Origin of the sequence: Amycolatopsis silviterrae (genome assembly GCF_042684085.1) — a bacterium.
GTDB lineage: Bacteria > Actinomycetota > Actinomycetes > Mycobacteriales > Pseudonocardiaceae > Amycolatopsis > Amycolatopsis silviterrae.
This window is the reverse complement of record NZ_JBHUKS010000027.1, coordinates 168,014-186,340: the sequence shown is the minus strand read 5'-3', so window position 1 is coordinate 186,340 and position 18,327 is coordinate 168,014. Positions and strand designations below refer to the sequence as shown.

Sequence of the window (18,327 nt, the reverse complement as noted above, 5' to 3'; positions counted from 1 at the left end):
CCACAATGGACAGCCTGGGGGCCGAGTCCGGCCTTACGCTCCTGAGCCGGTGACCGCCCGGTCGTCTGTCTCGGCCTTCTCCCGCAGGTCCACGCCCCGGGTCTCGGGCAGCGTGAACACCACCAGCGCGCTGATCACCATCAGCACGATCCCGTAGATGATGAACAGCGACGGATGCCCGTTCCCGGCGAACAGCGTCTGCAGATACGGCGCGGTACCGCCGAACGCCGCGACCGCGATCGAGTACGGCACGCCGACGCCCACCGCGCGGATGCGGGTCGGGAAGATCTCCGCGTAGACCGCCGGGCCGACCGAGGAGAACCCGGCCATGAACAGCAGCGCGATCGACATCGCCACGAACAGCTGCCACGGCTCGTGCCCGACCATCGCGTTCAGCGGGAAGCTCAGCACGATCAGGCCCGCGATCGCGATGAACAAGACCGGCTTGCGGCCGATGCGGTCGGACAGCATTCCCCACAGCGGCAAGGCGACGAGGAAGACCACGTTCGCGAACACACCCGCCCACAGCGCGCCGGTCGGGGGCACGCCGCGCACGGTGATCGCGTACGACGGCGCGGCGACGGCCCACATGTAGTAGATGACCGTCGCGCCGACAGTCAGCCCGACGACCTGCGCGAGCAGTTTCGGGTTCCGCTTGATCGTCTGCCAGATCTGGCCCTTCTCCTTCGACGCGTTGTTCTTCGACGCCTGGAACACCTCGGTCTCGCGCATGCGCAGCCGCACGTAGAGCGAGTAGAGCCCGAAGACGCCGCCGAGGATGAAGGGGATCCGCCAGCCGAAGGAGAGCATCTGCTCGTGGCTCAGCACGCCGGAGAGCACCGCGCCCAGCAGGGTGCCCATGAGCACGCCGCAGGTGCCGGAGAAGTAGATGAGGCTGGACCACAGTCCGCGACGGGCCGGCGGGGCGACCTCGGCGATGTAGGTCTGCGCTGAGGGCAGCTCACCGCCGTGCGCGAGGCCCTGCGCCAGCCGTGCCACCACGAGGATCACCGACGCCCACACGCCGATTTGGCCGTACGTGGGGGAAAGGCCGATGACCAGGCTGCCGATGGCGGCGATCGCGACGGTCAGCGCCATCGCCAGCTGACGGCCCTTGCGGTCGGCGATCCAGCCGAAGACCCAGCCGCCGATCGGCCGTGCGGCGAAGCCGACCGCGAACACCGCCAACGTGCTCAGCAGTGCCGAAACCGCGCTGTGGGCGTTGAAGAACTGCGCGGCGAAGAACGACGCGAACGTCGCGTAGACGTTCCAGTCGAACCATTCCATCGCGTTGCCGGCACCGAGCCCGAAGAGGGTGCGGCGCCGGTCCTGGACGGCAGCAGTCATCGCAGGGCTCCTTCGGCGAAACGGTCGAGACGGCGGACGGCGAGTTCGGCGTACACGGTCGCGGCGCGGGACAGCACCGACGGGTCGAAGTCGGCGTACGGGCTGTGGTTGTTGGGCGCGGTGTGCGGTTCGAGGCCCGGCATCAGCGCACCGAGGCCGAGGAACGTGCCCGGCACCGCGGCGAGCACGCGGGAGAAGTCCTCGGAACCGGCCACCGGGTTGGGCAGTTCGGTGTAGTACTGCTCGCCGATCGTCTCGCGGACGACCTCGGCACCGAAGGCGGTTTCGTCGACATCCGTGACGGTCACTGGATATTCGTTCTCGAACACGACATCCGCGGTAACGCCGTTCGCCCGTGCGACACCATCGACCGTCTCGCGAATGGCGGTGTCGAGCAACGCGGCGGTTTCGTCGGAGAAGCAGCGGACGGTCGCCTCGAACTCCGCAGTCGCGGGGATGACGTTGCGCTTCGTACCGCCGCGGATGACGCCGACGGTGAGCACCGCCGGGTCGAAGATGTCCAGCCGCCGCGTGATCATCGTCTGCAACGAGGTGATCATCGCGGCGGCAGCGGAGATCGGGTCCTTGGCGCGATGCGGCATCGACCCGTGGCCGCCTTCGCCGTGCACCGTCACCAGCAGCTTGTGCGAGGCCGACATCAACGTCCCGGGGCGGCTGGCGAACTGGCCGCTGGGCAGCATCGACGAGAAGACGTGCAGCCCGTACGCGGCGTCAACCCGTCGGCCCGCCGCGTCGAGTACGCCTTCCTTCAGCATCACGCCCGCGCCGTCCCAGCCTTCTTCGCCAGGCTGGAACATCAGGACGACGTCACCGTTGAGGCGGTCGCGATGCGTGTGCAGCAGCCGAGCCGCGCCGACCAGCGACGTGGTGTGCAGGTCGTGCCCACACGCGTGCATCGCGCCGTTGGTGGCGGCGAAGTCGAGCCCGGTCGCCTCCTGTACCGGGAGAGCGTCCATGTCCGCGCGGAGCAGGACTGTGCGCGGCTGCGCCGAATCCCGGGCCGAACCCTCGCCGCGGAGCACCGCGGTCACCGACGTCGTGTCGGTCCCCGTCGAGACCTCCAGGCCGAGCCCGTCGAGTTCACGCAGGACCCGTTCCTGAGTGCGCGGCAGATCGAGGCCGATCTCCGGCTCACGGTGCAGGTCGCGGCGCAGCCGGGCCAGGTCGTTCTGCTGGCTGCGGGCGTCTTCGTGGAGGTCCACCGGCTCGGCTCCTCTTCGTCGGGGAACGGGCGTCTTGGTCGTCGAGTGTGCGAACCGACGGCCGATATCGCGTTAGAGTTGTCGGAATCGCTCGCCGACCCGGCCGTTGGAGAAGAAAAAGTGATCGACTCACTGGACGAGGAGGACTTTTCGCTCATCCACGCGCTGCAACTGCGCCCGCGCGCCTCCTGGACGCAGCTGGCCAGCGCGCTCGACTCGTCCCCGATCACGCTGGCGCGGCGCTGGGAACGGCTGCGCGACGGCGGCGCGGCCTGGGTGACGGCCTATCCGCACGTGCCCGGGCTATACCAGGTGCAGGCCGCGTACGTGGAAATCCGCTGCGCGAGCGGACAGGTGCGGGAACTGATCCGGGAGCTGTCCACGTGGCCTTCGGTGGCCAGCATCGAGGAGGCTTCGCGCGAGTACAGCGTGGTGCTGACAGTGTTCGGCCTCGGCCTGCGCGAACTGTCCACCCTGTTGCTGGACGCCATCCCCAGCCTGCCCGGCGTACTCAACACGCGCTCGCACCTGGCGTCGCGACTGCACGTCGAGGGCAGCTCGTGGCGAGTGGGCGCGCTGGACCGACGACGCGTGCAGGCACTGTCGCAGCTGCCGTCAATCGGCACCGGGCGTTCGGCCAAGCTGCAGCCGTGGAAGGAGCCCTACGCGCCGCTGACTGTGGCTCTAGGCGAGGACGGCCGGCGCAGCGCCGCGGATCTGGCGCGCATCACCGGACGTCCGGTGTCGACCGTGCGCCGCCAGCTCGGACACCTGCTGGGCGCGGATGCGTTGACGTTCCGCTGCGAGATCGCGCAGGGCCTGACGCCGTCGCCGATCGTCGTGAACTGGTGGTGCCAGGTCCCGGTGGCGCACGTGTCGACCTGCGTGGACCGCTTGCGCGCCAACCCGACCGTGCGGCAGATGGCGAGCCTGCCCGGCCCGGCGAACCTCCTGGTGACGACGTGGATGCGGTCGATCGAGGAGTCGATGCGGATGCAGGAGCACCTGGAGCAGGACCTGGCACCGCTGTCGGTCGTGGATTCGGCGCTGATCCTGCGGACGGTCAAGAGGATGGGCTGGCTGCTGGACGATCTGGGGCGGAGTACGGGGTTTGTGGTGACTATGCCCGCGCCCGCTCGGGAGGATCGTTGAGGGAGCCGGTGAATTCTTCGAGGTGGACGTCGGTGCCGCGGAGCTGACGGAGGAATTCGACCGCTTCGGGCAGGAGGATCCGGCCGGTGATGGTCAGTGCGGCCAGGTGGGGGAGGCGGTGGCCGGAGGCCAGGAGGCGGGTGAGCTGGCTGGCGTCGAGGGTGAGGACGCGCAGGGCTGGCAGGTGGGTTAGCTGGTCGATCGCGGGGATGTCCAGGCCAGCGATGGTTAGCCGGGTGAGGTTCGGGAGGGTGGCCAGGGGCGCCAGGTCTAAGGGGTGGGTGAGGTCGTGGAGGGTGAGGTCCCATAGCGTCGGATGCCTGGCTAGCGCAGCGAGGTCGGTCCGTTCGGCGGAGATGGTGAGGGATTCCAGCAGAGGCAGCCCGGCTACGTTCGGTACGACAGTTTTCATGCGATGGGCACCGGCCTCGCGCAGTTGGCCCAGCGGTTCGAGCGTTGCCAGATCGACGTCGACGCCGTCGCTCAGATGGCAGGACTGGATCACTTCCGGATCCTTGGTGCTGATCTCGGCGGTCAGGTCCAGTTTCGCGACGTTGCGGACGAGAAGCACGTGGATCTCGTCAGGAGCGTCGTGAAAGGCCGCCTGGATCTCAAGCCGGGGATCGCCTTCGTGGCGGGTGAACCGGCCCGCGCGAAGGGCGGTCACGACGTCGGTGAGCATTTCGGTGACCGAGGACGCGATCAGCCGGGCCACCTCCTCGCCGTGTTCGATCACTTGCCCGGACCGGCCGCCTTCGGCGGGATCGAGGTCGACCGCGATCCACTGGTCGCTGTGGTTCCCGCCGAACGACACCCACCAGTCATCGCGCGCAACGCGTTTGATCCGTCCCGGTGGCACCGCTTCGGGCACCACGCCCGCGCTGTACGGCGATTCGTCGAAGGCGGCCCCGCGGTATGCGCCCGGCAAGCTGTAGTGATAATCCTCGACCACCGTGTCGAGGGAGTCGTGCGCGAAATAGCCGAGCAGCCCGGTCTCGCCGGAGTCCCGGCCGACCAGCCGGTAGAGCGCTCGCAAGTCTTCCGGCAGCCGTGCCTGGATCCGCGCCTCGGCGGCAGCGATGTCCTCCTCGCTCCGCCCCGGTTCCCAGTCCGGCGCGTGGCCGGTGATCGCGGTGTACCGCTCGGCGAATTCCTCGACGAGAGCGCTGATTTCCCGCAACACCGCCGGATCGGTCGGGGTCGCGGCCGGTTCGAGTCCTGCCGGTCGAGGCATGCCGGGTGCCGGGTGCCCCGGGCAGCGGAAATCCGGGTCGAACAGGAAGCGGGCGGGAGCCAGAGCGCTGGCGTCAGTACTGGCCGCGAATCGGTAAGCGCCGTCGGCACGCAGCCGCACCTCATACGCGGCGGGAGGACGGTCTCGCGGGTAAGCGCCGTGCAAAACGTCGATGAGGGCACGGCCGCGGTCCTGATCCGATTCGTCCGTCCACGCGTCCACGCTTCCTGACGTGCCCATCGAAAGCTGCAGCACCGCTTCGGACCAGCCGTCGCCCGCCCAGTCCCGGAGCCGTTCCGCCAGAGTCCGCCCGATCTCCCCCAGATCCATGCCGCCAGCCTAGCCAGAAATGCCAAGCAGGGTCCCGGAAAACGTCAGGCGCGCAACCCGTCGAACGCCATCTTGCACACCGCGTCCGCCAGTTCCTCCGGGGACGCCCCTCGCCGCGGCCGGTACCACTCGATCAGCGAGTTCACCGTGCCGAACAGCAGCCGCGCAGCGATCGCCGGGTCGATGTCCGGGCGGACGTCTCCCTCCGCCTCGGCCTGCTTCACCAGGTCCGTCACCAGATGGTCGAACTCGCGCCGCCGCGCCAGCGCCGCCCGCTCGGCCTTCGTGTTGCCCCGCACCCGCAGCAGCAGCGTCACGAACGGCAGCCGGTCCGCCAGCACCAGCACGCTTCCGCGCACCAGATGCTCCAAGCGGTCGATCGCACGCCCGTCCAGCGCCTCCGTCGATTCCGCGACCTCGAACAGTCCGTCCAGCGCCCGGCCCACCGCCAGCCGCAGCAGTTCTTCCTTGCTCGGCACGTGGTGGTAGATCGCGGATTTCGTGATGCCGAGCTTGCGCGACAGGTCCTCCATGCTGGTCCCGTCGTAGCCGCGGTCGTTGAACAGCTTGACCGCGACCTGGAGCAGCGACTCCAGGTCGTAGCCGGGCCGGCCGCGGCGGGCGGGGGTCGTCACGAGCGTTCGTCCAGTACGCGGCGCATTTTGCCGAGCGAGCGCTCCAGCGTGTCCGGGTCCACGACCTCCACCGAAACGCTCACGCCCACGCCGTCCTTCACTCCGGCGGCCACCGCGGACGCCGCCGAAGAACGGCCCTCGGCGGTGGTGTCCGCGCGGGCTTCGACGCGCACAGTGAGATGGTCGAGGCGGCCGCGGGTCGAGCGGATCAGCTGGAAGTGCGGGCTCAGCCCGTCGGTGCGCAGCACGATTTCCTCGATCTGCGTCGGGAAAACGTTGACCCCGCGCAGAATGATCAAGTCGTCGCTGCGGCCGGTCACCTTCTCCATCCGGCGGAAGGCCGGGCGCGCGGTGCCGGGCAGCAGGCGGGTCAGGTCGCGCGTGCGGTAGCGGATGATCGGCAGCGCCTGCTTGGTCAGCGACGTGAACAGCAGTTCGCCGCGCTCGCCCTCGGGCAGCACCTGCTCGGTGAACGGGTCGACCACCTCGGGGAAGAAGTGGTCCTCCCAGATGTGCAGTCCGTCCTTGGTCTCCGCGCACTCCTGCGCCACGCCAGGGCCCATCACCTCGGACAGGCCGTAGATGTCGACTGCGTCCAGCGCGAACCGTTCTTCGATCTCGCTGCGCATCTGCTCGGTCCACGGCTCCGCGCCGAAAATGCCCACCTTCAGCGAGCTGGCCCGCGGATCCACGCCCTGGCGCTCGAACTCGTCCAGCAGCGTCAGCATGTACGACGGCGTGATCATGATGATCTCCGGCTTGAAGTCCGTGATCAGCTGGACCTGCCGGGCGGTCATCCCGCCGGACGCCGGAATCACCGTGCAGCCGAGCTTTTCCGCGCCGTAATGCGCGCCGAGCCCGCCGGTGAACAGGCCGTATCCGTAGGCCACGTGCACCTTGTGCCCGGGCCGCCCGCCGGCTGCGTGGATGGAGCGCGCCATCACCGTGGCCCAGGTGTCGAGGTCGTCCTCGGTGTACCCGACGACGGTCGGCTTCCCGGTGGTGCCGCTGGAGGCGTGCAGCCGGCGGATCTGGTCCTGCGGCACGGCGAACATGCCGAACGGGTAGTTGTCGCGCAGGTCGGCCTTGGTGGTGAAGGGGAACTTCGCCAGGTCGCCCAGTTCGCGGCAGTCGTCGGGATGCACGCCCGCTTCGGCGAACTTCTTGCGGTACAGTGGGACGTTCTCGTACGCGTGCCGCAGCGTCCACTGCAGGCGTTCCAGCTGGAGCGACGCCAGTTCGTCGGCGCTGAGGTTTTCGGCGGGGTCTGCGGTCACTGTGATTCCCGGGCTTTCTCGATGACGCGGCTGCGGCCGCGGAATTCGGCGACGACCTCGGGCCCGTCGGGGGTCTCCCGGTGCACCGTGACGTCGTAGATGCCGTTGCGGCCGTAGCGGGTGCGCTCGGCGGCCGTCGCGACGAGGTGGTCGCCCAGTTTTCCGGCGGCGACGAACGAGATCTCCGCGCCGGCGGCGACGGTGACCGGCCCGTACGTGTTGCAGGCGAGGGCGAAAGTGGTGTCGGCGAGCAGGAACACGTAACCGCCGTGGGCGATGTCGTGGCCGTTGACCATCGTCTCGGTGACCTTCATCGAGGCCACCGCGCGGCCGTCAGCCGCCTCGACGAGTTCGATGCCGAGCGAGCGGGACGCCTCGTCGGTGTCGAACATGGCGTGCGCGGCGTTGCGGGTCACGAGTTCGCCCTCCGGAATGGTGACTTACTGACCGAACGGCCGGTAATCCTGGCCGGAGCCCAGTAAAGGCCGCCGCCCCGGCGGTGTCAAGCAACGCGGGGGTTCCGATCAGCGCGGCGAGCGGCTATCCTGCGAATTACTGAACGTCCGGTTGGTAATTCGGCGAGAGGGTCGGCATGGTTCTGCTCCGCAGCTACGTCTCCGGGGGATGGCACACGGCGCCTGGCGAGGGCGTCCCGCTGCACGACGCGGCGACGGGGGAGGAAGTCGCCCGGATTTCGTCGGAGGGCATCGACTTCGCCGCCGCGCTCGACTACGGCCGCACTGTCGGCGGTCCGGCACTGCGGAAGCTGACGTTCCACCAGCGGGCCGCGCTGCTGAAGGCGCTCGCTTCGCACCTGCGCGAGCACCGCGAAGAGCTGTACGCGCTGTCGGCGCGCACGGGGTCCACGCTCGGCGACTCGAAGTTCGACATCGACGGCGGCATTGGCGTTCTGTTCAGCTACGGCTCGAAAGGCAAGCGCGAGCTGCCGAACGACACGGTGTACGTCGACGGCGCGGTCGAGCCGCTGAGCCGCGGCGGCACGTTCGTCGCGCAGCACATCGCCACGCCGCTGCAGGGCGTCGCGATCCAGATCAACGCCTTCAACTTCCCGGTGTGGGGCCCGCTGGAGAAGTTCGCGCCCGCGTTCCTCGCCGGCGTGCCGAGCCTGATCAAGCCCGCCAGCCAGACCGCGTACCTGACCGCGCGGCTCGTCGAGCTGATCGTCGAATCCGGGATCCTGCCCGAGGGCACGGTGCAGTTCGTCGCGGGCAGCGTCGGCGACCTGCTCGACCACGTCACCGCGCAGGACCTGGTGTCGTTCACCGGTTCCGCGTCCACCGCGCAGAAGCTGCGCGCGCACCCGGCGATCGTGCGGAACTCGGTGCGCTTCAACGCCGAGGCCGACTCGCTGAACTGCTCGATCCTCGCCCCGGACGCCCGGCCGTCCACGCCGGAGTTCGACCTCTTCGTCAAGCAGCTGACCACCGAGATGACGGTGAAGGCGGGCCAGAAGTGCACCGCGATCCGCCGCGCGTTCGTCCCGGCCGAGATGCTGGACGACGTCGCCGAAGCGGTCAGCGCGAGGCTCGCCAAGGTCACCGTCGGGAACCCGAACGCCGAGGGCGTCCGGATGGGCGCGCTGGCCAGCCTGGAGCAGCGCGAAGAGGTGCGCCGTTCGCTGAAGGCGCTGCTCGACGCGGGCAGCATCGTCTTCGGCGACCCGGAGCACGTCGACGTCGTGGACGGCGACGAGGCGACCGGCGCGTTCATCTCGCCGATCCTGCTGAAGGCGGACCCGGAACGCGCCGAGCCGCACGAGGTCGAGGCGTTCGGCCCGGTGTCCACGCTGATGCCGTACACGTCGGTCAAGCAGGTCATCGAGTTCGCGGCGCGCGGCGGCGGCAGCCTGGCCGGGTCGGTCGTGACTGGCGACCCGGTGTTCGCCCGCGAAATCGTGCTCGGCGTCGCGCCGTACCACGGCCGGCTGCTCGTGCTCGACAGCGAAGACGCGAAGGAATCCACCGGGCATGGTTCGCCGATGCCGCAGCTGGTGCACGGCGGTCCCGGTCGCGCGGGCGGCGGCGAGGAAATGGGCGGTATCCGCGGCGTGCTGCACCACATGCAGCGCACGGCCGTGCAGGGCAGCCCGACGGTGCTCGGCGCGGTCACCGGCCGATGGGTCGAGGGCGGTCCGCGGACCGAGGACGACGTGCACCCGTTCCGGAAGTCGCTGGCCGAGCTGAAGGTCGGCGACTCGGTGGTGGCGGGTCCGCGCACGGTCACGCGCGCCGACATCGACCACTTCGCCGACTTCACCGGCGACACCTTCTACGCGCACACCGACGAGGCGGCCGCGGCGGCGAACCCGCTGTTCGGCGGCATCGTGGCGCACGGCTACCTCGTCGTGTCGTTCGCCGCGGGCCTGTTCGTGTCGCCTGAGCCGGGACCGGTGCTTGCCAACTACGGCCTGGAGAACCTGCGCTTCCTCACGCCGGTGAAGGTGGACGACGCACTGACGGTCACCTTGACGGCCAAGCAGATCACGCCGCGGATCGACCAGGAGTACGGCGAAGTCCGCTGGGACGCCGACGTCACCAACCAGGACGGCGACTCGGTCGCGAAGTACGACGTGCTCACCCTCGTCTCGAAGGAGCAGCCGTGACCGCTGTGGCAGAGCCTGACCTCGAAGCCCTGTTCGAGCACACCATCGAACGGGACCAGCGCATCGAGCCGCGCGACTGGATCCCCGAGGGCTACCGCAAGACGATGATCCGCCAGATCGCGCAGCACGCGCATTCGGAGATCATCGGCATGCAGCCCGAGGGCAACTGGATCACCCGCGCGCCTTCCTTGCGGCGCAAGGCGATCCTGCTCGCGAAGGTGCAGGACGAGGCCGGGCACGGGCTGTACCTGTACTCCGCGGCGGCGACGCTCGGCGCGGACCGCGCGGACCTCACCGACAAGCTCATCACCGGCAGGCAGAAGTACTCGTCGATCTTCAACTACCCGACGCTGACCTTCGCCGACGTCGGCGTGATCGGCTGGCTGGTGGACGGCGCGGCGATCTGCAACCAGGTGCCGCTGTGCCGGTCGTCGTACGGGCCCTACGCGCGGGCGATGATCCGGATCTGCAAGGAGGAGTCCTTCCACCAGCGGCAGGGCTACGAGCTGCTGATGACCATGATGAAGGGCACCCAGCAGCAGCGGGACATGGTGCAGGAGGCGGTGAACCGCTGGTGGTGGCCGTCGCTGATGATGTTCGGCCCGCCGGACGCGGATTCGCCCAACACCGCGCAGTCGATGGCGTGGAAGATCAAGCGGCACACCAACGACGAGCTGCGGCAGCGCTTTGTCGACATGTCCGTGCCGCAGGCCGAGGCGCTCGGCGTGACCTTCCCGGACCCGGAGCTGAAGTGGAACGCCTCGCGCGAGCACTACGACTTCGGCGCGGTCGACTGGGACGAGTTCAAGAACGTGCTCAAGGGCAACGGCCCGTGCAACGCGGACCGGGTCGCCCATCGGCGGCGCGCGCACGACGACGGTGCCTGGGTTAGGGAAGCCGCTGCGGCGCATGCGGCCAAGAAAGAGGTTTCGGCATGAAGCACGACTGGCCGTTGTACGAGGTGTTCGTCCGCGGGAAGCGGGGCCTGAACCACGTGCACGTGGGCTCGCTGCACGCGGCGGACGACGAGATGGCGCTGCACCACGCGCGCGATCTTTACACGCGTCGCAACGAAGGTGTGTCGATCTGGGTCGTCCGCGCCTCGGACATCACCGCGTCGTCGCCGGACGAGAAGGACCCGTTCTTCGCGCCCAGCGGGGACAAGGTGTACCGGCACCCGACGTTCTACGACATTCCCGACAACGTTCCCCACATGTAAGGGATGTCCTGCTGTGTCCTTTGATAACGTCTACGAAGCCATCACCGAAGACAACGACGCGCGCTGGGCCTTTGGCACCGGATTCGCTGACCCGCTGTCCGGTGTGGACACTTCGGTGCCGTCCGGAGTGGACGGTGCGCAGCTGGCCGCGTATTGCCTGATGCTCGGCGACGACGCGTTGATCTTCTCGCATCGGTTGCAGGAGTGGGTCAGCAACGCGCCTGAGCTGGAGGACGAGGTCGCGCTCGCGAACATCGCCCTCGACCTGCTCGGCCAGGCGCGGTTGCTGCTGGCCCGCTCGGGCAAGGCGGACGGGACTGACCGGTCCGAGGACACGTTCGCGTTCCTGCGCGCGGAGAACGAGTTCCGGAACGTGCGGCTGGCCGAGCTGGGCGGTGGCCACTTCGGCCACACGATCGCGCAGCTGTTCGTGTTCTCGACCTGGCGGCTCGCGTTGTTCCAGCGGCTTGAGTCCAGTGTGGACCCGGTGCTGGCTGCGATCGCGGCCAAGGGTGTGAAGGAGCTGGCTTACCACCGGGACTACGCCGCGCAGTGGCTGGTGCGGCTCGGTGACGGGACGCCGCTGTCGCACGAGCGGATGGCCGAGGGGCTCGCCGCGGTGTGGCCGTATGTCGAGGAGTTGTTCGCGACGCATCCGGTCGAGCTGGTGGATGCAGCTTCGTTGCGGCCGGAGTTCGACGCCATTCTGGATCAGGCGTTGGCGGCCGGGACGTTGGAGCGGCCGGAGATCGGGGCTATCGCTGGAGTTTCCGGGCGTACTGGGCGCGATGGAGTCCACACGGAACAGATGGGTTTCCTGCTGGCTGAGCTGCAGAGCGTGGCTCGGGCGATGCCTGGAGCGTCATGGTGACCGCAGTGGCGGTGGCTTCCACAGTCACCGATCCCGAGCTGCCGATGCTGACGCTCGCGGATCTGGGTGTGCTGCGCGAAGTGTCCGAAGAGGACGGTCGGGTGACGGTGTCGATCACCCCGACGTACACCGGGTGTCCGGCGATGGACACCATGCGGGACGACCTTGAGCACGCGTTGCGTGGTGCGGGGTATACCGAGATCGAGATCCGTACGGTGCTGGAACCGGCGTGGACGTCGGATTGGATCAGCGAGAACGGCCGGCGCAAACTGGCCGAGGCCGGGATCGCGCCGCCGGGGTCCGCGCCGCGGCGGTCGGGGCCGATTCCGTTGACGCTGGGGCCTTCGGTGCGGCAGGTGGCCTGTCCGCACTGCGGGTCGGTCGATACCGAGGAGCAGTCCCGGTTCAGTGCGACTGCTTGTAAGGCGTTGCGGCGTTGCCGGTCTTGCTGGGAGCCGTTCGAACACGTCAAGGAGATTTGAGTGACTGCCACCATTTCCCGTCGCACGGGGTTCCATTCGTTGCGGGTGGCCGAGGTTGAGCGGCTTTGCGACGACGCCGTGGCCGTGACGTTCGACGTGCCTGCCGAGCTGGCGTCTACTTACGCTTTCGCGCCCGGGCAGTCGCTCACCCTGCGCCGGACTGTGGAGGGGCGGGACGAGCGGCGGTCGTATTCGATCTGTGCCGCGGCGGGGGAGCGGCCGCGGGTTGGCGTGCGGCTGGTTCCGGATGGGGTGTTCTCGTCGTGGCTGGTCAATGAGGTTCGGGCGGGGGATACCGTTGAGGTTTCCGCGCCTACCGGGTCGTTTACTCCGGATTTGGCGGCTGGTGGGCATCATGTGCTGATCGCTGCTGGGTCGGGGATTACGCCGGTGTTGTCTATCGCGGCTTCTTTGCTGGCTACGCCGGATGCTTCGGTGACTGTGCTTTATGGGAATCGGCGTACTGACACGGTGATGTTCGCTGATGAGCTGGCTGATTTGAAGGATCGGTATCCGGCTCGGTTGGAGCTGGTGCATGTGCTGTCCCGGGAGCCTCGTGAGGCTGAGTTGTTTACCGGGCGGCTGGATTCGGACAAGCTGAGTGCGTTGTTCGGGTCGATTGTGCCGGTCGAGGATGTCGATCACTTTTGGTTGTGCGGGCCGTTTGGGATGGTGACTTCGGCTCAGGAGCTTCTTGGTTCACTGGGGGTTCCTGGGGAGCGGGTGCATCAGGAGCTGTTCTATGTGGATGATGTGCCGCCGGAGCCGGTCAAGCATGTCGATCCCGCGGTGGCCGGTGCTTCGTCTGAGGTGACGTTGGTGCTGGACGGGCGGTCTACGACGATGAATCTGCCCCGGGAGTCGTCGGTGCTGGACGGGGCGCAGCGGTTCCGGCCGGATTTGCCGTTTGCCTGCAAGGGCGGGGTTTGCGGGACCTGCCGGGCGAAGGTGACCGAGGGGGCGGTGGATATGCGGCGGAATTTCGCGTTGGAGAAGGCTGAGGTCGAGGCTGGGTTTGTGTTGACTTGCCAGTCTCATCCGGTTTCTGAGCGGGTTACGGTGGATTTCGACGCTTGAGGTTTTGGGGTTGAAAGACTGTTGCGGCGGGCACCCCGAAGCCCGATTGTGCTGACGGTCCGGTGGTGCTTGTCAAGGCGGGAAAGATGCCTTGACAAGCACCACCGGACCGCAGGGAGGCTTCGTATCGGGGTGCGGGGGAGGGGCTGGGTGCACCGATGGGTTGGGTGCGTTGGTGCGGCTTGGTGGGGGTGGGGCTTGCGCCCCAATGTGGCATTGGGTGCGTCTGACGCACCGAACGCCACATTGGGTGCGTCGCATGCACCCAACGCCACATTGGGGCGCTTCGGCGGGCGGGTGCGGGCTGTGAAGGGGTCCTTGAGGGAATCTGGTTCCGTGAAGGGGTCCCTCACGGACGGCCGGGGGTCGCGGAGGCGGGCGAGGGCTGTGAGGGGAACCCTGAGGGAATCAGAGTCTGTGAGGGTTCCCCTCACGGACGGTTAGCGGCGGCGGCGTTTGCGGCGGGGGGTCGGGAAGTCGTTTGGCTCTGGGGTTTCGGTGGTGGTGGGGTCGCCTAGGCCTAGCATTTCTGCGGCCAGTTCCTGTGACGACGCGAAGCGGCCGGTGGGCTTCGCTTTCGCTCGTCGGAGTGCGGAGGGGCGCAGGCGGTTGTAGCCGCGTACTGCGATGGGGCGTCGAGTGCGTAGGTCGAATTCTGGCAGGGATTCCAGTTGTCCGGCCAGTTCTCGGTCGACCAAGACTGTGCCCGGCCTCGCTGCTGACGTCAGGCGCGCGGCGAGGTTGACCACCGAGCCATAGACATCGCCGAAGCGGGACAGGACCCGTCCTGAGGCCATTCCGGCTCGGACTGCGGGCAAGCCGCCGTCTTCGCCGGTGCGTTCGGCCAGGGTCAGGGCGATTTCCGCGCCGTCGGCGGGGGAGTCGGTGACGAAGAGGACCTCGTCGCCGATCATTTTTACTACCCGGCCGTGGTGTTCCGCGATGACTTCGGTGGCCAGCGACTCGAAGCCGTCCAGGACCTGGCTTAGCTCTTCCTCGTCGGCTTCCCTCGTGAATCTGGTGTAGCCGACCATGTCCACGAAGCCGACGACCAGGGCTCGGGTCTCCAGGTCCTCGTCGGGGCTGGCGAAGGCGCGGCCGGCAAAGGCAGCCAGGTGACGGCGCCAGACGTAGTTCTGGACCTGCTCCAACTCGGGGAGCAGGCGCTCTACCAGGCGGGTCACCTGACGGTCGCTGCGGGCCAGGTCCGGGTTTTCCGTGATCAGCTGCCACAGCATGTGTACCTGCCACTCGGCCAGCCGGGAAAGATGCTGGCCGAGGGCACGGGTCACCGCGACTTCCATCCCGGGCGCGACAAGGCCGGAACTCACCAAACCGTCGGCGATGCGCATGGCCTCGACGTCCGCGTCGGTGAACACCATTTCGTCGTCTTCGACGGTGGCGAAACCCAGGGCTCGCCACAGCCGGCGCGAGCGTTCCTCGGGCACGCCGGCCCGTTTCGCGACTTCGAGCCGGGTGTAGCGGCGGGGCCCGCCGAGCAGGGCGCGTTCGAGCCGCTGCTGCAGGTCCCGGGAAGAGTCGGCCACGAAATCAGGTGGTGTGCACGATCAGCACGTCGACGCCCGACTTCCGGGCCACCTCGGCGGGCACCGAGCCCAGGATCCGCCCGGCCAGGGTGTTGAGGCCGCGGTTGCCGACCACGAGCAGGTCGGCCGAGCGGTCCTTCACGACCTTCCGCAGCATGTCGACCGGCTGACCCTCCAGCGCGACCGTCTCGATGTTCGCGGCGCCGGCCTTCGCCGCGCGGTCCCGTGCGGACTGCAGCGTGTCCTCGGCGGGCGCGGACCCGACCACCTGGTAGGCCTCGTCGCCCAGTTCGTCCTGCGCGCGTTCGACGTCTTGGCGGCTGGCCGGGTGGTACGCGCAGACGACGACCAGCGTCGCCCCGGCGTCGGCGGCCACCCCGGCGGCCTTGTCCACCGCGGCGAAGGACGAGTCGGACCCGTCCGTGCCCACCACCACAGTCCGATAGACAGCCATCCAGAACCTCCCGGCGATCGGTCAGCGGGGCGGCTCGGCCCCTTCGCGGGGGAAGGTTACTCGCCAGTCGGTTTTCCCGCCGGGCGCGGTTGCGGCTGCGGCTTGGGCACGTCGGACGTACGCAGCCGGACAGTCTGCTCGACGTCGCCGCCCGCCGCGGGCTTTCCGCTGTTCGCCGGGGCATTCTTGCTGCCCTGGCCAGCGGAACCCGCGGCACTGCCCGGCTTACCCGACTGGGTGCCGTTGCTGTTCGTGGTGCCGGACTTCGGCCCGGAAGCCCCGTCGACGGACGCCTTGATGTCCTCGGGGACGGCCCCGTCGGTTTCGCCGAGCACGTGCTGTGCCTCGGCCAGCACGGTGCGCGCCGACCGGACCTGCTCGGCCAGGCTCGCCCGGACCGTGCGCAGGGCCTCGACCCGCTCGTTGGCCTGGGTGATCCGGCGGTTCGATTCGTCGGTGGCGGTGCGGACGCGGCGGCGGGCCTCGTCGGCGGCCTCCGCGAGCCGCGCGTTGGCCTCGGTGATCGAGTCCTGGCGGCGCTTGTTCGCGTCGGCGACCGATTCGCGCTGGCGGCGGTCGATGTCGGCCTTCGCCGCGGTCTCCTCCTCCAGCACCTTCGCCCGGATCGCGGCCGCGTCCTCGGCGGCCTCGCGGACCCGGCGCTCGGCCTCGGCCTTGCTGGCCGCCTCCTGCTCGGCCAGCACGCGCATCGCCTCGGCGCGGCGGGTGGCCATGGCGATCTCGAAGTCTTCCTCGACCTGCGTGCGGCGGGCCTCAGACTCCGCGTCGAGCTTCTTGCGCTCGGCCTCGGCCTCGTCGGTGATCCGCTTGGCCTCGGCGCGCGCGTCCTCCAGCACCTTGCGGTGCTCGGCTTCCATCTCCTTGCGGCGCAGGTCAAGCTCGGTGAGCAACTGCTCGTACCGGGCGCGCATGGCGCTGGCGTCGGTCTCCGCCTTGGCCCGGATGTGGCCGGCCTCGGCCTCGGCGCGGGCACGCGTGTCGGCGGCCTCGTCCTGCGCCAGCCGCAGCATCCGCTGGAGGCGCTCGGACAGGCCCTCGACGCTCGTCGGCGGCTGCGCGAGCCGGTCGACCTGACCGCGCAGATCGGCGATCTCGCCGCGTGCGACTTCCAGCTGCCGGGCCAGGTCGCCGGACTGGGCGATGGCGGCGTCGCGGTCGGCGGTGAGCATCTTCAGGTCGCCGTCGAGCCGTTCGAGGTGCTCGTCGACCTGCGCCCGGCTGTACCCCCGCTTCGCTACGTCGAAGCCGGCTCCCAGCGGCACGAGTTCGCGTTCATCGCCAAGACTCATGCCACCACCGTAGTCGCTCCGCGGTCACGGACGGGTGAGCACCCACGGCGTCCGGCCGCCCGTGCGCTGAGCGGCCGGACCGATCGGGCAGGTGGTCTGCCCTCACGCGCCGCGGAAGGCGTTGATGCCGTCGAGGTGCTTCGCGCGCAGCTCCTCGTCGCGTACGCCGAGCCCTTCTTCCGGAGCCAGCGCGAGCACTCCGACCTTGCCCTGGTGGGCGTTGCGGTGCACGTCAAGGGCGGCCTGGCCGGTTTCTTCCAGCGAGTACGTCTTCGACAGCGTCGGGTGGATGAGGCCCTTCGCGATGAGCCGGTTGGCCTCCCACGATTCGCGGTAGTTCGCGAAGTGCGAGCCGATGATCCGCTTCAGGTTCATCCACAGGTACCGGTTGTCGTACTGGTGCATGTAGCCCGAGGTGGACGCGCAGGTGACGATGGTGCCGCCCTTGCGCGCGGCGTAGACGGACGCGCCGAAGGTCTCCCGGCCCGGGTGCTCGAACACGATGTCCGGGTCCTCGCCGCCGGTCAACTCGCGGATCTTCGCGCCGAACCGCTGCCATTCCTTCGGGTCCTGCTCGGTCTCGCTCTTCCAGAATTTGTAGCCCTCCGCGGTGCGGTCGATGATCAGCTCCGCGCCGAGCTTCCGGCAGATCTCGGCTTTTTCGGGGCTGGACACGACGCACACCGGGATCGCGCCGCCGTTGAGCGCGTACTGCGTCGCGTACGAGCCGAGGCCGCCCGACGCGCCCCAGATCAGCACGACGTCGCCCTGTTTCATGTCCGCGCCGTTGCGCGACACCAGCTGCCGGTACGCGGTCGAGTTCACCAGCCCCGGAGCGGCGGACTCCTCCCAGGTCAGGTGCGCCGGCTTCGGCATCAGCTGGTTCGCCTTGACCAGCGCGATCTCGGCGAGCCCGCCGAAGTTCGTCTCGAAGCCCCAGATCCGCTGCTCGGTGTCGAGCATCGTGTCGTTGTGCCCGTCCGGGCCTTCCAGCTCGACATTCAGGCAGTGCGCGACGACCTCGTCGCCCGGCTTCCAGTTGTGCACGCCCGCGCCGGTGCGCAGCACGACGCCGGACAGGTCGGAGCCGACCACGTGATACGGCAGGTCGTGCCGCTTGGCCAGCGGCGAGAGCTTCCCGTACTTGCGGAGGAACTTGAACGTCGGGATCGGCTCGAAGATCGACGTCCAGACAGTGTTGTAGTTGATCGCGCTCGCCATCACCGCGACCAGCGCCTCGCCGGGGCCCAGCTCCGGCGTCGGGACGTCGTCGATGTGCAGCGAGCGGCGCGGGTCCTTGTCCCGGCTTTCGAGGCCTTCGAACAGGTCGACCTCGTCGGCGTGCACGGTGACGCCCCGGTAGCTCTCGGGCACGGGCAGCTCGGCGATCGCGTCGAGGCGGCCGTTCAGGATCGCCTGCTGGATCTCGTCGAGGTGCGTCATCGGGAACCTCCAGGGGTCGGTCGCGGCGGGCGACTAGACGAAATTACTCGTCGGTAACCGGGGGCCTCACTGTACGAGACAGACACCTTGTACACGAGTCGAA

At 68.7% G+C, this 18,327-nt stretch carries 17 protein-coding genes; 7 read left to right on the top strand and 10 right to left on the bottom strand.

Going from position 1 to position 18,327, the window contains the following annotated elements:
• Positions 1-33: 33 nt before the first annotated feature.
• Both ACFSVL_RS34725 and ACFSVL_RS34720 read right to left on the bottom strand, forming a co-directional pair.
• Complete coding sequence (locus ACFSVL_RS34725) at positions 34-1,347, bottom strand: MFS transporter (RefSeq protein ID WP_378310400.1); 1,314 nt, start codon at positions 1,345-1,347, stop codon at positions 34-36.
• The gene (locus ACFSVL_RS34720) at positions 1,344-2,570 is read right to left on the bottom strand and encodes a M20 metallopeptidase family protein (RefSeq protein ID WP_378310398.1); all 1,227 of its coding nucleotides are present in this window, start codon (positions 2,568-2,570) and stop codon (positions 1,344-1,346) included. The genes ACFSVL_RS34725 and ACFSVL_RS34720 overlap by 4 nt, the downstream gene beginning before the upstream one ends.
• A 120-nt stretch (positions 2,571-2,690) precedes the next feature.
• On the opposite strand from ACFSVL_RS34720, the gene ACFSVL_RS34715 reads away from it, so the two are divergent.
• Positions 2,691-3,722, top strand: a complete 1,032-nt coding sequence (locus tag ACFSVL_RS34715) for an AsnC family transcriptional regulator (protein ID WP_378310396.1) — start codon at positions 2,691-2,693, stop codon at positions 3,720-3,722.
• Here ACFSVL_RS34715 and ACFSVL_RS34710 read toward each other — a convergent pair.
• The 4 genes from ACFSVL_RS34710 to paaI are packed head-to-tail and all read right to left on the bottom strand — an operon-like array spanning position 3,691 to position 7,590.
• Positions 3,691-5,286 carry an SMI1/KNR4 family protein gene (locus ACFSVL_RS34710; protein WP_378310394.1) on the bottom strand — a complete coding sequence of 532 codons (1,596 nt, stop codon included), beginning with the start codon at positions 5,284-5,286 and terminating at the stop codon, positions 3,691-3,693. The genes ACFSVL_RS34715 and ACFSVL_RS34710 overlap by 32 nt on opposite strands.
• A gap of 44 nt (positions 5,287-5,330) precedes the next feature.
• Entirely contained in the window at positions 5,331-5,921 is a 591-nt protein-coding gene (locus ACFSVL_RS34705) for a TetR/AcrR family transcriptional regulator (RefSeq protein WP_378310392.1), read from the bottom strand.
• Positions 5,918-7,204, bottom strand: a complete 1,287-nt coding sequence (gene paaK, locus ACFSVL_RS34700; protein WP_378310870.1) for a phenylacetate--CoA ligase PaaK — start codon at positions 7,202-7,204, stop codon at positions 5,918-5,920. Before paaK ends, ACFSVL_RS34705 begins: the two co-directional genes overlap by 4 nt.
• Entirely contained in the window at positions 7,195-7,590 is a 396-nt protein-coding gene (gene paaI / locus ACFSVL_RS34695) for a hydroxyphenylacetyl-CoA thioesterase PaaI (RefSeq protein ID WP_378310868.1), read from the bottom strand. Before paaI ends, paaK begins: the two co-directional genes overlap by 10 nt.
• A 200-nt stretch (positions 7,591-7,790) precedes the next feature.
• Between paaI and paaZ the strand changes: the two genes are divergently transcribed.
• Genes paaZ through paaE form a run of 6 tightly spaced genes read left to right on the top strand, consistent with a single transcriptional unit; the run spans position 7,791 to position 13,470 of the window.
• Entirely contained in the window at positions 7,791-9,821 is a 2,031-nt protein-coding gene (gene paaZ, locus ACFSVL_RS34690; RefSeq protein WP_378310390.1) for a phenylacetic acid degradation bifunctional protein PaaZ, read from the top strand.
• Positions 9,818-10,759, top strand: coding sequence for a 1,2-phenylacetyl-CoA epoxidase subunit PaaA (gene paaA / locus ACFSVL_RS34685; RefSeq protein ID WP_378310388.1), 942 nt, complete (start codon positions 9,818-9,820; stop codon positions 10,757-10,759). Before paaZ ends, paaA begins: the two co-directional genes overlap by 4 nt.
• Positions 10,756-11,040: a 1,2-phenylacetyl-CoA epoxidase subunit PaaB gene (paaB, locus tag ACFSVL_RS34680; protein ID WP_009073848.1), complete on the top strand. Its 285-nt coding sequence runs from the start codon at positions 10,756-10,758 to the stop codon at positions 11,038-11,040. The genes paaA and paaB overlap by 4 nt, the downstream gene beginning before the upstream one ends.
• A 13-nt stretch (positions 11,041-11,053) precedes the next feature.
• Positions 11,054-11,911: a 1,2-phenylacetyl-CoA epoxidase subunit PaaC gene (gene paaC / locus ACFSVL_RS34675; RefSeq protein WP_378310386.1), complete on the top strand. Its 858-nt coding sequence runs from the start codon at positions 11,054-11,056 to the stop codon at positions 11,909-11,911.
• Positions 11,905-12,393, top strand: coding sequence for a 1,2-phenylacetyl-CoA epoxidase subunit PaaD (gene paaD, locus ACFSVL_RS34670; RefSeq protein WP_378310384.1), 489 nt, complete (start codon positions 11,905-11,907; stop codon positions 12,391-12,393). The genes paaC and paaD overlap by 7 nt, the downstream gene beginning before the upstream one ends.
• The gene (gene paaE, locus ACFSVL_RS34665; protein ID WP_378310382.1) at positions 12,394-13,470 is read left to right on the top strand and encodes a 1,2-phenylacetyl-CoA epoxidase subunit PaaE; all 1,077 of its coding nucleotides are present in this window, start codon (positions 12,394-12,396) and stop codon (positions 13,468-13,470) included. It begins immediately after the preceding gene.
• Positions 13,471-13,910: 440 nt separating this feature from the next.
• On the opposite strand, the gene ACFSVL_RS34660 is transcribed toward paaE, so the two are convergent.
• From ACFSVL_RS34660 to ccrA, 4 genes are all read right to left on the bottom strand, one after another.
• A complete protein-coding gene (locus ACFSVL_RS34660; RefSeq protein ID WP_378310380.1) occupies positions 13,911-15,017 on the bottom strand; it encodes an adenylate/guanylate cyclase domain-containing protein in 1,107 nt (368 codons plus the stop codon).
• 4 nt (positions 15,018-15,021) lie between these two features.
• Positions 15,022-15,471: a universal stress protein gene (locus tag ACFSVL_RS34655; RefSeq protein ID WP_378310378.1), complete on the bottom strand. Its 450-nt coding sequence runs from the start codon at positions 15,469-15,471 to the stop codon at positions 15,022-15,024.
• A 56-nt stretch (positions 15,472-15,527) separates the two neighbouring features.
• Positions 15,528-16,754 (bottom strand): chromosome segregation protein, encoded by a 1,227-nt coding sequence (locus ACFSVL_RS34650; protein WP_378310866.1) that lies wholly within the window; start codon positions 16,752-16,754, stop codon positions 15,528-15,530.
• A 129-nt stretch (positions 16,755-16,883) separates the two neighbouring features.
• Complete coding sequence (gene ccrA / locus ACFSVL_RS34645; protein WP_378310376.1) at positions 16,884-18,224, bottom strand: crotonyl-CoA carboxylase/reductase; 1,341 nt, start codon at positions 18,222-18,224, stop codon at positions 16,884-16,886.
• Positions 18,225-18,327 lie beyond the last annotated feature (103 nt).